Below are 14,415 nucleotides of genomic sequence, written 5' to 3' on the forward strand. Positions count from 1 at the left end.
TAAACGCTATGATGCGGTACCGCAAATTTAATTGTCGCGTGCGGAAGCCGCTGGAAGGCGATAGTGGAAACTGGCTCCGCCGTCTTCATTGTTCGCCGCCCATAACTTACCGTTCATGGCCGTAATCATCTCGTGGCAGATGATCAATGCCAGGCCTGAACCACGCTTGGCTGACTGCTGCTGTCCGGGAATGCCTTCCAAGTTGCCCGTCTTCAGGCATGTGCTTTATCGCGTTGTGGATGATGTTGCGGTTTTTATTATTCCGATCCCAGGGCTACAATGCGGTCAAATTCTTCGCGCGTGACCGTCATTACCGATAAACGCCCCTGCCGCACCAGGGCCATGTGCTGCAACTGCGGATCAGCTTTGATGGTTTCAAGCGTGACCGGCTTCTTAAGCGTTTCTATCGGAGCCAGATCAACGACCACCCAACGCTCGTCGGTAGTGGTCGGATCAGGGTAGTGTTCTTTTATCACCTTGGCTATGCCGACCACCTCTTTCCCCTCATTGCTGTGGTAGAACAGCACCAAGTCGCCTTCTTTCATCGCCTGCAAATTGTTACGCGCCTGGTAGTTGCGCACACCGTCCCAAAAGGTCTGCTTGTCTTTGAGGAATTGCTCCCAGCTGTACTTAAAAGGTTCTGACTTGACTAAAAAGTAGTTCATGGTATTCCGGTTTATATCTTGTGCGCCTGCTTAAGGCGGCAGTGTGTATCGGTTAATTTTGCTTTGGTGTCACCTCCATCTTTTCCGCAAAATGCTCGCAGTAGTCACGCAGATCGCCAATGACGGCTTTGGCCAGCGCATCATCACCTGAAGCGCGGATAAAAGTATCCCCCAGCGTTTGCAGGGTTTCGTAAAAAAACCGCTTCATCTCGTCCAGCGGCATATCTTTCGTCCACAAATCGATGCGCAGGGAATTTTTATAGTGATGGTCCCACAGCGCCAGGAACATCGCCTTGGCTGGCAGGGCCTCCTTGTTTTCCCCGTCCGTAGACTCCCAGTTGATTTTGTCCGGCACGTTATTTTCGTCCAGCTCAATGGTTAATTTTATTTCTGCTTTCTTCATGTTCATATCGTTTATCGGACGGCGTGGATGCAGTTACCACACATTCAGTATCCATATTGCCAGCACCACGAATAATAGAAAGACGCCCTCCGCCATCCAAACCCGTTTAAGGCTCCCCAGCATCAGCCTGAAAAACTGATCGGCCCCCACCAATACCAGCAAAAGTAACAAAAACCAGCCAATGATACCCATACCAATCGCTTCGTCCATGATCTGCCATAACATCCAGGTGACCAATAACGCAGACGCAATGTTCAACGGGGTAATCCGCAACTGTTTCATCGCTTTTTCCGGGATTTGGATTTACCGGAAGGGCCGCCGTACTTATTTTTCTGCCGGGGTTTAGCTGTCAGCTGGTTGTCGGCCTTTTTTTCATGGAAGGCCCCCTTAAATTCTGGGTTTTCCTTGCGTTTCTGTGCATCGATTTCACGGGCAATGGCCTGCCGCTCCTCAAAACCGGTTTCAGTGACCGTCACTTCTTCAGGGATGGGCGCCACAGGAATTTGCTGCCGGATGAGTTTTTCGATTTTGCGGATGTAATACTCCTCAGCGGGATTACAGAAGGTGATGGCATCGCCCGTATTGAAAGCCCGGCCCGTGCGGCCGATACGATGCACATAATCCTCGATGACGATGGGCACGTCAAAATTGATAACGTGGCTCACGTTGCTCACGTCCAGTCCGCGGGCTGCCACATCCGTGGCCACCAAAATCCGTACAGTGCCTTCTTTAAAGGCATTGATGGAATTAATCCGGGTGTTCTGCCCCTTGTTGGCATGGATTACCCTGACGTTTTCCGATCCATATTTGCGTTCCAGGAAGCTGAACACATTATCTGCCACGGCCTTGGTTTTGCAGAAGACAATAAGCCTGTGCAACGTTTCATCATCTTTGAGCAGGTGCTGTAGCAGGTTGATTTTGGTTTTCAGGTTCGGCACATAATAAAGTGCCTGCGTCACCGTTTGCGCTGGGGTGGCTTGTTCGCTGACCTCCACCACGGTCGGAAACGCCAGGAAATCGCCTGCAATTTTGTGCACAAGTTCGCTCATGGTAGCCGAAAACAGCAGGTTCTGCCGTTTACGGGGCACCACTTCGAGGATACGGTGCAGCTTGCTGATGAAACCCATGTCCATCATCTTATCGGCCTCATCCATCACGAGCACATTCAGGGACTTCGTTACGATATGGCCTTCAAGGTAAAGGTCAAGGAAACGCCCCGGGGTGGCCACGATGATGTCTACACCTTTTTCCAGCTCAGCGATCTGCGCCTTCGGCCCCAGCCCACCGTACAGTACCACGGTACGTAAATCCGTATATTTTGCAAACAACCGGATATTCTCTTCGATTTGCATAGCCAGCTCACGCGTGGGCGACAGGATAAGTGCGCGGGCGTCATTGCCTTGCGCATACTTGAGTTTCATGAGGATGGGCAGCACGAAGGCGGCCGTCTTGCCTGTTCCGGTCTGGGCTATACCCATTACATCCTGACCGGCCAGTATCGGTGGAATGGCCTTCTGCTGAATGGGAGTCGGTACCGTATACCCCGCCTCTTCGATGGCATTCAGGATTTGCCTGTTGAACTTGAAATCCGCAAAGGTATTCCGCTCCATTCGGCAAAGATAAGAAAAGGAAGGTATAATTCTGGCTGTTGCTCCTCAATGCCGGAATCAACGGTGCAGCGCCAGCGCCTTCGCGACTTCAATGGGCAGGTCCGATTCGAGGATAGACGCCCCATCGGCAATGATGGCCCGGTAGGCTTCAGCGCGTGCCGCGGCCGTGGGCAGCTTATCGTAGGTTGGTGCCGCCGAAATCATGCACATCGTGCCCCTGGCGTTCAAGAGCCGGTACATGGTCCGGTTTCCGGGCTTGATATCCGGGCCGATATAAGCGATCATCCGGTTGAACGGGATTTTTGCCTTTTGGTAAGCCTCCAGCTTAGCTTCGGTTTGGATGTGTGCAGAGAGCATCTGATGCTTGTTCTTATCCAAATAAAAGCGGGCTTGTTCGGGCGAATGCACGGTTACCATCACAAAAGCGTAGGCGTCCAGCTCCCGGATGAGGTCGGCCGTCATTTCCAAAGGCACATCCTTCCGGTCGAGGTTCAATATGGTTTTCCCCCTTGCCCATTCGATTACCTCAGCCAACGTCGGAATACGGTGCGGAGTCAGGTTGCCGTCCTTGTCTTTAAGCCGCAGTTGCTTCAGTTCCTCCCATGTAAAATCAGCCACTTTTCCCCGGCCATTGGTGGTGCGGTCCAGCGTGGCATCGTGCATGAGGATTATGACACTGTCTTTGGTAAGCCGCGGGTCGATTTCGAAAAAAGCCGGCGTATGCTCCAATACCTTTTCAAACGCAGCAATGGAATTTTCGGGAAGTCCGGCCTCGATGGAACCCCGGTGGCCACTGATGATGGTTTTGCCCTTTTCGTAGCGAAAAAAACGGTGCAGTTCTTTAGGAGATTTAAATTCCAGTGTATGAAGCTGCTGGGCGTTGGCCGAGCCAGCGGCGGCACCAAAGCACAGTACCGCCAGGCACCAATATTGTTTTAATTGCATCGTCATCATATAGTTAATGTCAGCTGTTCAGTTTCAGTAATGAAAATTCCTCTTCCCCCCCGAGACGTATCACCGTGATGGCCGAGTTTTCCTGGACGATTCTGCGGTAATGTTTCAGCGGCATGCCCAGTTTCCAGGCCAGGTACAGGCGGTTGATACCATTATGAGCCACCACCAATATTGACTGGCCGTCGTGCCGGACCATCATCTCCGAAAAGAAGTCGTCCATCCGTTGCACCGCTTCCAGTCCGGTATCTCCCGTTCCCCCAGCACGCACATGGTCAGGCGACGCGTTCCAGTCGTCCCAAAGGGCAGGATTTTCGGCCACAAACGCTGCGCGCGTCTTACCTTCCCATGTACCGAAATCCAGTTCTATCAAGCGATTATCCCGCACCACCGGCAACCCGTTTCCACAGGCAATTTCCGCCGTGCGGTATGCACGCTGCAAAGGCGAGGCGTAAACCGCATCAATCACCTTATCACGCAACACACCGGCCACCCGCCGGGCCTGTGCCAAGCCCGTTTCCGTCAGTTCAGCATCTATCCTTCCGCAATAGCGGTTTCCGTCTGCATTATAATGGGTTTCTCCATGTCGTAGCAAATACACGTTCAGCATCTTCAAATATAATTCCGTCTTTTTAACTCGTCCATAAACCGGTGGTAGCCTGCTTCATAGCTTCTCACCAAACCAACCTGAGGGTGGATTTCGCGTTCGATAGCCGTCATCCGCCCCGCAGCTTCAGCCACGGAACTGAAATACGTTTTCGACGCCGCCGCAATAGCGGCACCCACCGCGCCGCTGGCTTCCCTGCATTTAAAAACCGGGCGATTCAGCACGTTGGCGCGGATATTCAGCCAGGTATCGCTATTGCTGCCACCGCCGGCGGTAAACACAGCGGCCACCTGTTCACCTGAAAGCTGCTCAATAAGTTCATAAGCAAGCCTTTCGATATAGGCTACCCCTTCCAGGCACGCCGCGAACCGCATGGAAGGAGCCGTCCCCACAGGCATGAATCCCTCGGCGTCTGGCGCAATGAACGGGAACCGTTCGCCCCGCTGCTTCAAGGGCCAGGCGGCCAGACCCGTAGGAATCAGGGCCGCCGCTTCCTTGTCCAACTGCTGTACATCCGTACCGAAGTCCATCGCCACCCAATCAGCCCCCGTATTACTGGCGCCGCCGGGCATCCAATAACCATCGGGATGGCGATGGCTATACAAACGGCCTTCGGGGTCGTTAACGGCCTGCTCCGTGACCCCTTTGATAACCAGCGTTGTGCCAATGGTGGTATTCCACTCGCCTGGCCTGACTGCACCTGACGCTAACTGCGAGGCGCAGCCATCCGTCATCCCCACAACCACTTCCGCATGATGCAGTTTCCACCGGTTGGCGAGCGCCCGGCGCAACGGCCCAATGGGCGTGCCGGAAGGCAGCACTTCCTGCAGCCATGCTGACTTCAGCGCCAAGTGCTCCATCAGGTAATCCGGCCATTGGCGGTTTGCCACATCGTATCCCGATTTAAGCGCATTGGTGTAATCAGTCACATCAAAACGGCCACTGAGCATCCCGGTAATGTAATCCGAAGCGTGTATCCATTTCCGGATGGCAGGCACCTGCCGGGAATAGGCTTGCATAAACCAAACCATCTTGGAAAGCCCGCTCGACGCATTGAAACCCGTATAACCCGAAGGCATGAACCGCTCGGCAAAAGCCTTGCATTGGCGGCCGGCCTCTGCAGAACGGGGGTCGCTGTACATGATTGCCGGATGCAACGGCCGGTTGGCTCCATCCAGCGGGATAACCGTGCCGGAAGTGGAATCCACCCCGATGGCTTGTACCGCTTCCCTGTCGACGTTTGGGGGCAGGATGCCAAATAATTCGTCCATTACGTCTAACGTGCATTGCCACCAATCATCCGGCGACTGCTCCATCCGGGAATCCGCCGTCAATTTAAAGCGGCGTGAAGCTTCGCCCAGCACCTGGCCCGTGTCCGTCACCATCGCGGCCCGTATTCCCTGCGTCCCTACATCTATTCCAATAAAGCTTTTCCCCATCCCTTACCTGATTTGGCTGAATGTATGCCGCACCCGTTTCCATTCCTCATAAAGCTCCAGGAAGCGCTCACGGTTGTCCGGTTGCACCTCCTCCTGCACCTCAGGGACCGCCCCGGCCAGGCCAAGCGCGTCGGCACAGATAAACGCCCCGCCCAACACCGACGATTGGCGGTAAGTATTGCAGATACGCACCTTCTTATTGGTCAGGTTAGCAATAAACTGCCGGAGCTTCCGGCTCTGCACACCACCTCCGCACGCCCAGATATAGTCGCGGTCATGCTGCGATACACTGCATAGCGTCTTATAGTTCTCATAAATGCTGCAAGCAATGTCCCACAGGATAGCAAACACGAACCCCCCGCGCGTAAGCTGGTGCGATACCGGCGCATTAAAGATAAAACCGCCCTTGGTCAAGGGCGCATCCTCATCAGCCACCAGCGAGCCCAGCGATGCCACGCATTGCGAATACGAGGTTTCGTCCAGCTCCCGCTCGATCACCTCGTAGCTTTCATTGGGATAAAAAATTTCTTTAAGGCGCTGGTAGTTAAGTCCGGTTACCCCGGCGTTGGCCTCCAGCATAAAACGATCAGCATCGATATGGCGCCCCGTCCATGTGCGCTGGCGGGTATCGGTAACGTACGCCTCCACCAGATTAACGATAGGTGTGGTAGTGCCCGACACGATGATCACATCATGGGTATCCGGCTGGATGCTCCGCACCGCCAGTTGGGTATCCGCTCCGCCGACTACCACCACGGCCTCAGACGCAATCCTCAACTCGCTTGCGATTTCCGGCAACAGCGTGCCGAGTATCGTACCCGACGGTTTCAACGGGGGCAGCAATGCGGGCGCCAGTTTAAACACGTTGCACAGCTCATCCGACCAGCTTTTCGCCTGCACATCGTAAAGCAGGGTTTCCGAAGCCTGGGAATGTTCATAGCCCAGCACGCCCGAAAACTGGAATTGCACCCAATCGCTGATGCTGGTAAACGTTGCGGCACTGCTCCACAAATCGCGTTTCCGTTCGCGTAGTCCTACGAGTTTCAATGCCGAAAACAAGGCCGTGGGATACCGTCCGGTAAGCGTGTACATCCGCTCTTTATCGGCAATCATCCCTTCCCATTCCCGGCCCCGGTTATCGTGGTTAGACATGCCGATCAACGGCTTGCCCGAAGCGTCCAGCACAACAATGCCTTCCCGTTGGCTGGTTGCCGTAACCGCACATATGCGTACCGGACCGGCGTCAGCCAATGCATGCATGGTCAACCGTTTAATCTGGTCCCACAGCCTGCCGGGTTCAAAATAAATAGCATCCGGGTAGTCGGCATCCTTTTCATACTGCACGTTTTCACGGCGGAGGGCCAGGATCTCACCGGAGGTGGCCACCACAGCCGTCCGCGCATTACCCGTGCCGATATCCACCACCAAATAAGCCTGCACTGCACTCATAACTAAGACGAAGTTACATTGATGGTAAGCGATTCTTTATTAACCCATTGCCGGACATCCCGGTTGTTTTCCTTGAAATATTGCTTCAAACTCCGGTTCATGATGGCCACATGATGGTCCTCCACCTCATGGGTGGCCCCGGCGATATGCGGCGTTGCCAGCACCCGCGGATGCCGGATAAGCCGGTAGTCCGTTTCATCCGGGGGTTCGTGGTCGAATACATCAAGAATAGCGCCGCCAATACGGCCGTTTTCGATAACGTCAAGCAATGCCATGCGGTCGACCACCACGGCCCTTGCCGTGTTGACGAAAACCGCGTTGGGTTTCATCAGTGAAAACAACCGCTCACCGATCATCCCTTTGGTTTCCTCAGTAACGGGCAGGTGAATGCCCACAATATCACTGGTACGGAACAACTCTTCCAGCGACAGCTTGGCATAAGCTTCGTCATCCGCCGTATAAAACGGATCGTAATACCCGATCCTGCACGGAAATGCCTTCAGGATCTGCGCGATGGTTTGCCCCACCGCACCAAAGCCAACCATGCCCACCTGCTTCCCTGCCAGCTCGTTTCCCTTAAATTGCAGGTAAGACGTATGCGCACCCACGCCCCACCGGCCATTTTCCAGCCATTCGATGCTCTCCCGCGTATGGCGCATAAAGGTAATGATATTCGCGATAAAAAGTTCGGCGACGGCCTGGGCATTTCGAGCCGGTGTATTAAACACCGGTATACCCTGTTCTGTGGCCTGCTGTACAGCTATATTCGACGGTGTTCCGCGGCATACACCGATAAATTTCAGCCCCGGATATGCCTGGATAACTTCCGCGGTGACCTCATCGTGCTCGGTTATGAGCGCATCTGCCCGTGAGTCGGCCAGCAGCGTGATGAGTTCATCCGGTTTGTAGCCCCTTCCGTGCTGTTTCCAAGATTTGTAAACCACCTCTCCAAATAGTTGCGCCAGTTCTGCTCTACCCTTTTCATGGTAAGGCGCGGTAACCAGTATCCTCATAAAATGTTAGTGTTTGGTATATTGCATTATCAATTACTCCGTGGCCGTCTCCGTGGCCGGTGCCTGTACCGCTTGGGCGTATTTAGGTAAGGTGATGAACAAGGTAAGGAATGCACTCAGGAAGTATAATCCCGCGAGCACCCATATCACTCCTTCATCGCCAATCGTAGCAATCAGCCCACCCACAATGGCCGGCCCCACGAATACCGGCAGGCCGGCGCCCAGGTTCAGGATGGCCATGGCCGCCCCTTTATCTTTTTTGACCAATGATGGCACCAACGCCGACAGCGGTACATACCCCGCCAGCAAGCCGCCCCAAAGGACCCCGCTGAACAGGACGGCCCAGAAATCGCCACCGAACCATACGGGCGAATAGAAAAAGAGCAGCGTGGTAAGCCCACAGCCCACCCCGCCAAACCACATAATCGTGGTGCGCCAGCCAAGCCGGTCGCCCACAAAACCGAATATCAGGTTAAAAGCGATATTACTGGTAAAAATTGTACCCCATATCTGCAGCCATTCCTTGGTACTGAATCCATGGGTAGCCATGTATATCGGCAAGAAAACCGGAAAAGCAAACTGGGCCGTGGTATTGATAACCCGCACGATGCCACCCAGCAGTACTTTCGGTTCCTCACGCACAATAGTGAGCCCTTTTAGCATTTCCCTCGTTTTTGACCCCGCATCACCCGAAGGGACAAAGCGATCTTTATTGAGTACAAGCGCAAAGAAGGCGCCCACTAACACCCAGAAAATTGAACTCCACAGCGTATTTTGATATCCCATGAAATCGATAGCCCAGCTTGAGTAATAAGCGCCGAAGACGTTCAGCCCACCCGTAAAAACAAACCAGAACCAGCCCACGGCACGGCCCAGCCTATCCTTCGGCGTACGATAGGTTACCCATACCAAAAAGGAATAAGCAAAAAGCGGATACCCAAAGCCACGGATTGCATAGGTTACCAGCATTACCGGAAAATCCAGTTTAGCCATGCCTAAGCCGACGAATCCGATGGTGCCAATAATATAAAGCAGCAACCCCATCAACATGGCCTTTCGCGGGCCATACCCTTCTGCCAGCACGCCGGAAAACCAAGAAGAGATGGCTATCGTGATACCATATGCAGTAAAGAGAGAAGCCGATTGCTGAATAGACATCCCGTGCTCCAACAAGTAAGGGCTTAGCCAGCCCTGCTCGACACCATCGCCCATCATAAAAATAATAATGCCCAGGTAACCCCAAGCCAGCGGTTTTGGCAGGCCGATTTTATCTAACAATTCTGGTTTTTCTTGTACATTCATGATATTACAATTGGTTGTTAGTTTTTAAAGCCGACCAAATATAATAAAATTTAATATTATTAAATATTTTTAAACAAAATTTAAGTGTTTAAAATAAGCTTTTCGTCTTTTCGGAGATGATATCGTATAACCGGTCTGAGCAAACTCGAAGGAAGCAGTTGGTTGTCGTGTTTTAAATTTAATATCCATGTTTATCAATCGCTTTTCTTGGAGCAGTGCCGCGTCAGCCAAGCTACCAAAGGTTCAATACGATCTGGCGGCATTGAAATCCGTAGTCAGTTGGTGTTGTTCATATACATTTCCGAAGCGATCAGTAGCCAACACCTTGATATCGGCCCTAGGATTTTCGGGGGCATAAGTGTACAAGTGGGTACAAAGCTGACTATAATTGGCCGGATTACGGTTCAATACACCAATATGGTAACCTAAGCTCCATGCGTCTCGATTTACGGCTGCCGGCGCCATATTACCTGTTTTAACGCCGTCTTCATACACCTCAATAACCCACTCGTCGTCGGCATTCCATACATTGGCTACAAGAGTGTTACCGGGAAGACTATAAGAAAAATACCCATATTGCCCCCCGAACGAAGCATCTCCCCAATGCAGCCGTATCTGGAAATCCTTGTCATAATTAGTGGCTTTGTAGTACCATTCTGTTATGGTGTTCCCAGTGACTCTATACACGGCATAGCCATTGGGCGTACCATCGCCGTTGATGGTAGAACGCCACCATGCACCACATGCTGCGCCATGGATATGTTCATAAATATGCGGCGAGACGGATGTGTGTATGTAATTCTGATTGTAATGCGTATGGCCGCTCATGAAGTGAACTTCGGCGTATCCCTCAAACAGTTTCAGCAACTTGTCTTTATTCGCCATGTTAGCCCCTCGTATGGGGATATGGTAATACAGAATGATCATCTTGTCTTTAGGAACGTAGCTTAAATCCTGTTCAAGCCACGTTAACTGTTCTTCGCTGAATGCTCCTGTATAATTTGTATGGTCTGTAAATACAACATTATCCAGGCAGATAAAATGCACATCGCCACGGTTGAACGAGTAATTCAAGGGGCCATAGATGTTACTAAAGAAATCTCCCGTGCGGGGGGCGGGAGCCGATGAAAATTTGTCATGGTTGCCAATGGTAGTAAATACAGGCATCGAGGTGCTCCCTAATATGTTTTTCATGCTGTTGAGCAATCCTTGTTGATCACCTACCACATCCCCCATCGACAGCCCGTATGCCGGCGTACTAAGCGTGCTTAGCGTCATTTTCAGGTCATTGATGGTTTCCTGTTGGAAACGCGTGACTTCACCTTGGTTAGTAACCTGCGGATCCCCGATACAGAAAAGCGTAAAATCCGACTCTTTGCGCGGCAGTTTCGTCAACTGAAAATCGGCCCTTACAGCCGCTCCGGCTGCAGCGTTGATCGGTTTGTAAAAACTGGGGATATTGCGAGACGAAGTTTCCACGTTGATGGCATAATCCGCAGGGGTGACATAGAAAACAAACCGTGCGTTGGCATTCCTTTTCAGTTGATAGACCCCTTCTTCATCCGTCTGGACGCAGGTATAACCATCACTGACCACCACGCCCTGTACGGGTTGACCGCCATCATCCAAAATAAGTCCATATAAATCATTTCCGGATTCCGGTTCAATCGTTACCACTCCCGGGTCGTGTGGATCATCAATCGCCGGTGTTTCTGTCTTGCCTCCGCAGTGGATTAGTAAAGCAATAAAGAATACACAGCCATACTTACCTATGGCGCTTCGCACCCACTGGTGTAAATACATCTTTTTTACCTGCAACATATTCATAGGGTTGTAAATGGAATTCAACGTTGCATGGCGACGGTTGTACGATCGCCATGCAATTATTTGTTATTCGACAGACCTCGATATGACGACATCGTCTAACAAAAAACGATTGTTGGCTACCGATTTCGCCCGGAATGCAATCACGGTTTCGGGAGTCGCATCCCGTATGATGAAAGACATTTCCTGCCATTCGGGAGTCAGATCAATTTCGGTTCCGGCAATTTCCGCTATCCCGCCGTTCGCCACCTGAATGACCAGTTTGGCATTTTGGTCGGCCGAAGCATTCTCGCTCCAGCGGGCCACTTTAAACGTTACCTTCACATCGTCCGTTCCTTCTATAGTGCTTAACGGCGGTGTAGCGATATAACCGTCTGTGCTTCCGGCAGTACCGATTTTCACGTATCCCGGCCGCTCGTATACGCGCATTCCTGTCCAGCCGGCCAATCCCCTATCAGCCACAAAAGAAGGGTGCATGGTATTGAAGTAGTCGCCTGTACCGTCGGTATTCGCTGTTCCACTAATTGCAAATTGGGGATTCTCGGGAAGCACACGTTTACCATCGATTGTTGGCCAATTTCCTACAAGGTGTAGCCCGGCAGCCTTTCCGACATGGTCGCCACCAAGCACAAGCAAGTCAAAATACTGCTCAAGATAAATCATGCTGCCTGGATCCGTTTCGAACACCGTCGCATTGAGGGAAGCGGAAGTGCCCATAACACTTACGGCGATATTAAGTGATCCCTCAGCCAACGGGGTTCCGGTAATGGGGATTTCAAACGTCCCGGTTTCTCCATTAAGTTCAACGGTTACCCCCGAAGCGGTTAATCCCTCGGCTCCCGGGCCGCTAAGTGTGACAGACACATCCAGTTGCTCGCCGACTATCCCTTTATTGAATGGAACAACCACAGACACGTCTTCCAGCGGTTCCCCTTTTATCAGCGTTTTGCTTAACGACAAATTGCCCAGAATCATACGGCCCTCGGCTTGGACGACATCAATATAGATGTTATCGTTAGCCGCTTGGATTGTTAACCGACCCGTACGCTGATCGCCGACGTTACGGGCTACCGTTACCGTGACCACTTCCCTTGTCTCGCCGTCCCCGACCCCTGAAGCTGGACTCACATCTATCCAATCGCTTTCCTCGCCCGACACCGTCCAGTTCCCATTCGTACATATCGTAAACGTTTGGCTGGAAGCTGCATAACCAAAAGTCAAATTATCCGTGCTGCGGAGTACAAAAGGCAGGTCGGTCTTTGAACAAGAAACGCAGCAAGCCAAAATAACGACCAATAAATTTTTACCAAACAGATTTTTCATGTTGATTATCCGATTTACATGCATGTTTTGATTTAGAAAGCTATCTTTCCCATCCGGGATTCTGACCAAGTGCAGGATTGACCTGTCTGGCACTGGTAGGTATCGGACGCAGGTATTTTTTGTCCAACCAACGCCGCCCCTGGCTGAAGCCAAACTCCAAGTTACCCCTATCACCTTCCGAAAGACGGTAAACCGAACCCAGCACTACATAAGCAACCCCTGGAATCCGCTGATTCGCAGGTGGCTCGGCATCCACCACGCTAAGATCTGGGGCGCCATCTCCATTCAGATCATAAACCTCGCCTTTTTGGGGAATATATATTCCCTGCCAGGTTTTCTCCAGCAGTTCGCCCATGCGCCAGCGCATAATATCGTCGTACCGAACGTTTTCAAACACTAGTTCCACACCCCTTTCGCGCCGCACTTCCAAAATCCACTTATCGGTGGTCTGGTGCTGGTAATAAGCAGCCAAATAAGGATCGTACGCTGCAGGCGGTGCACCATTCACTCCAGCCCGCTCCCGCAGCAACCGTATTGACCGGTCCCATTCGGGCACATCCATTTCCCCCAATTCAGCTTTGGCTTCAGCGTAGTTCAGCAGCACCTCGGCGTAACGAAACATAGGGATTGAATTATTTGCGGTAGCCAAACCCACATGCACATCATCATCGAGCGCCCATTTGATGGGCTGGTAACCTGTTGACGTCAGGGCGAAATTCGGTGCATCCCGCCGCACGGCGCCACTAATCCTGCGCGTATAGGAAGGTGATATAACGGTCTGTTCCAATCGCCGATCCCGGTTTTCAAACACCTCCCGATAAGTTTTCTGTTCATATCCCGGAAGGTCGGTAAAGCGGCTCCCGTCAAGCATCAGGTATTGGTTTACAAATGGCTGGGTGAGTGACCAGTTATTACCGAATGATGCCGAGAAGAGTTTCCAAGTGATCGAATGCATACGCACATCGGTCCTGAACGACAACCCTAATATAACCTCCGTTGTATTCAAGTTTTCCGAAGTAAACAGCGATCGGTATTGCGTTGCCACATTAGCGGGATTATTCACTAACCGATAAGGACCTGTGGTCATCAGTTCCTCTGCCGCGCTTACCGCTTCCCGTAAAAATTTCGGAGCGGACGCTTTAAGCCCCAATTCTTCATGATAATTCCGATATGTACCTTCAAACAAGCACACCCTCGATTTGAACGCCAAAACAACCCATTTATTAATCAGTGTAGACGAACGGACATAACGATCTTCCGCTGAGCAGTTTTCCGCAGCGAAATTCAAGTCCTCCAATATCTTGTCCATCACGAATTCACGGGAATCCCTCGGCTTATATAACTGGTCTGCATCGGCGATGTCAATTTCGCTGTCGTACCAAGGAACATCCCCGAACGTACGAACCATACTATAATAAAAATAAGCCCGCCAGAACCTTCCCACACCTTCATAATGGCGATAGGTAGCGTCGGACACGTTCGATCTTGCTTTAGGCAGATTATCAAGAAAATAGTTCACATTGCGCAACTCCGACCATTTTCCACTGGCGCCGCCACCCCAGCCGCCTTGTTCGTCAGGCCCCCAGTTATCACCGATCAGGAATTGGGTGGATGTGCGGGTCGCGATGTTATCGCTGTATTGATCTCCCCAAGCCAACGTCTCTTCATCTGGCATATGCCGCTGCAAAAATCCATTGGTATATAGCACCAGGTCATTTTCGGTTCGCATAAACTCCTCTGACCCTATTTCGTTTTCAGGATCCCTGGTTAAAAACTCCTGGCAAGACGCCAAAAGAAATGCGGATAACAAAATAAATAGCTGTTTCATA

14 protein-coding genes are annotated in these 14,415 nt (G+C 51.7%); all 14 read right to left on the reverse strand.

Features of this window, described 5'->3' with window-relative positions; all coding sequences use genetic code 11:
- Window positions 1–27 precede the first annotated feature (27 nt).
- Window positions 28–201 carry an ATP-binding protein gene (locus BM030_RS19615; protein WP_170845626.1) on the reverse strand — a complete coding sequence of 58 codons (174 nt, stop codon included), beginning with the start codon at window positions 199–201 and terminating at the stop codon, window positions 28–30.
- Between the two features lie 56 nt (window positions 202–257).
- Window positions 258–665 (reverse strand): EVE domain-containing protein, encoded by a 408-nt coding sequence (locus BM030_RS03980; RefSeq protein WP_090971387.1) that lies wholly within the window; start codon window positions 663–665, stop codon window positions 258–260.
- Between the two features lie 52 nt (window positions 666–717).
- On the reverse strand, window positions 718–1,068 hold the full coding sequence (gene gldC / locus BM030_RS03985; protein WP_090971695.1) for a gliding motility protein GldC: 351 nt from the start codon (window positions 1,066–1,068) through the stop codon (window positions 718–720).
- A 33-nt stretch (window positions 1,069–1,101) separates the two neighbouring features.
- Complete coding sequence (locus BM030_RS03990) at window positions 1,102–1,350, reverse strand: hypothetical protein (protein WP_139215806.1); 249 nt, start codon at window positions 1,348–1,350, stop codon at window positions 1,102–1,104.
- Window positions 1,347–2,678 carry a DEAD/DEAH box helicase gene (locus tag BM030_RS03995; RefSeq protein WP_090971391.1) on the reverse strand — a complete coding sequence of 444 codons (1,332 nt, stop codon included), beginning with the start codon at window positions 2,676–2,678 and terminating at the stop codon, window positions 1,347–1,349. The genes BM030_RS03990 and BM030_RS03995 overlap by 4 nt, the downstream gene beginning before the upstream one ends.
- Before the next feature lie 57 nt (window positions 2,679–2,735).
- Window positions 2,736–3,623 (reverse strand): glycerophosphodiester phosphodiesterase family protein, encoded by an 888-nt coding sequence (locus BM030_RS04000; RefSeq protein WP_211657527.1) that lies wholly within the window; start codon window positions 3,621–3,623, stop codon window positions 2,736–2,738.
- 19 nt (window positions 3,624–3,642) lie between these two features.
- The gene (locus BM030_RS04005; RefSeq protein WP_090971393.1) at window positions 3,643–4,239 is read right to left on the reverse strand and encodes a histidine phosphatase family protein; all 597 of its coding nucleotides are present in this window, start codon (window positions 4,237–4,239) and stop codon (window positions 3,643–3,645) included.
- A gap of 2 nt (window positions 4,240–4,241) precedes the next feature.
- Window positions 4,242–5,675 (reverse strand): FGGY-family carbohydrate kinase, encoded by a 1,434-nt coding sequence (locus BM030_RS04010; RefSeq protein ID WP_090971395.1) that lies wholly within the window; start codon window positions 5,673–5,675, stop codon window positions 4,242–4,244.
- A gap of 3 nt (window positions 5,676–5,678) precedes the next feature.
- Entirely contained in the window at window positions 5,679–7,124 is a 1,446-nt protein-coding gene (locus BM030_RS04015; protein WP_090971397.1) for an FGGY-family carbohydrate kinase, read from the reverse strand.
- A gap of 2 nt (window positions 7,125–7,126) precedes the next feature.
- On the reverse strand, window positions 7,127–8,137 hold the full coding sequence (locus BM030_RS04020) for a 2-hydroxyacid dehydrogenase (RefSeq protein ID WP_090971398.1): 1,011 nt from the start codon (window positions 8,135–8,137) through the stop codon (window positions 7,127–7,129).
- Window positions 8,138–8,170: 33 nt separating this feature from the next.
- Window positions 8,171–9,439, reverse strand: coding sequence for an MFS transporter (locus tag BM030_RS04025; protein WP_090971400.1), 1,269 nt, complete (start codon window positions 9,437–9,439; stop codon window positions 8,171–8,173).
- A gap of 243 nt (window positions 9,440–9,682) precedes the next feature.
- Window positions 9,683–11,242: a calcineurin-like phosphoesterase C-terminal domain-containing protein gene (locus tag BM030_RS04030; RefSeq protein ID WP_170845627.1), complete on the reverse strand. Its 1,560-nt coding sequence runs from the start codon at window positions 11,240–11,242 to the stop codon at window positions 9,683–9,685.
- 87 nt (window positions 11,243–11,329) lie between these two features.
- A complete protein-coding gene (locus BM030_RS04035) occupies window positions 11,330–12,586 on the reverse strand; it encodes a BACON domain-containing protein (protein WP_170845628.1) in 1,257 nt (418 codons plus the stop codon).
- A 40-nt stretch (window positions 12,587–12,626) separates the two neighbouring features.
- Window positions 12,627–14,414, reverse strand: coding sequence for a RagB/SusD family nutrient uptake outer membrane protein (locus BM030_RS04040; RefSeq protein WP_090971699.1), 1,788 nt, complete (start codon window positions 14,412–14,414; stop codon window positions 12,627–12,629).
- Between the last annotated feature and the right edge of the window lies 1 nt (window position 14,415).

The organism is Parapedobacter composti (assembly GCF_900112315.1).
Lineage (GTDB): Bacteria > Bacteroidota > Bacteroidia > Sphingobacteriales > Sphingobacteriaceae > Parapedobacter > Parapedobacter composti.

What these genes read in the sequence shown, in the direction of transcription:
- BM030_RS04000 (WP_211657527.1), bottom strand. Translation starts at nt 3,623, where the DNA reads ATGCAATTAAAACAATATTGGTGCCTGGCGGTACTGTGCTTTGGTGCC.
- BM030_RS04005 (WP_090971393.1), bottom strand. Translation starts at nt 4,239, where the DNA reads ATGCTGAACGTGTATTTGCTACGACATGGAGAAACCCATTATAATGCA.
- BM030_RS04020 (WP_090971398.1), bottom strand. Translation starts at nt 8,137, where the DNA reads ATGAGGATACTGGTTACCGCGCCTTACCATGAAAAGGGTAGAGCAGAA.
- BM030_RS03995 (WP_090971391.1), bottom strand. Translation starts at nt 2,678, where the DNA reads ATGGAGCGGAATACCTTTGCGGATTTCAAGTTCAACAGGCAAATCCTG.
- BM030_RS03980 (WP_090971387.1), bottom strand. Translation starts at nt 665, where the DNA reads ATGAACTACTTTTTAGTCAAGTCAGAACCTTTTAAGTACAGCTGGGAG.
- BM030_RS03990 (WP_139215806.1), bottom strand. Translation starts at nt 1,350, where the DNA reads ATGAAACAGTTGCGGATTACCCCGTTGAACATTGCGTCTGCGTTATTG.
- BM030_RS04030 (WP_170845627.1), bottom strand. Translation starts at nt 11,242, where the DNA reads ATGTATTTACACCAGTGGGTGCGAAGCGCCATAGGTAAGTATGGCTGT.
- BM030_RS04010 (WP_090971395.1), bottom strand. Translation starts at nt 5,675, where the DNA reads ATGGGGAAAAGCTTTATTGGAATAGATGTAGGGACGCAGGGAATACGG.
- gldC (WP_090971695.1), bottom strand. Translation starts at nt 1,068, where the DNA reads ATGAAGAAAGCAGAAATAAAATTAACCATTGAGCTGGACGAAAATAAC.
- BM030_RS04035 (WP_170845628.1), bottom strand. Translation starts at nt 12,586, where the DNA reads ATGAAAAATCTGTTTGGTAAAAATTTATTGGTCGTTATTTTGGCTTGC.
- BM030_RS04025 (WP_090971400.1), bottom strand. Translation starts at nt 9,439, where the DNA reads ATGAATGTACAAGAAAAACCAGAATTGTTAGATAAAATCGGCCTGCCA.
- BM030_RS04015 (WP_090971397.1), bottom strand. Translation starts at nt 7,124, where the DNA reads ATGAGTGCAGTGCAGGCTTATTTGGTGGTGGATATCGGCACGGGTAAT.
- BM030_RS04040 (WP_090971699.1), bottom strand. Translation starts at nt 14,414, where the DNA reads ATGAAACAGCTATTTATTTTGTTATCCGCATTTCTTTTGGCGTCTTGC.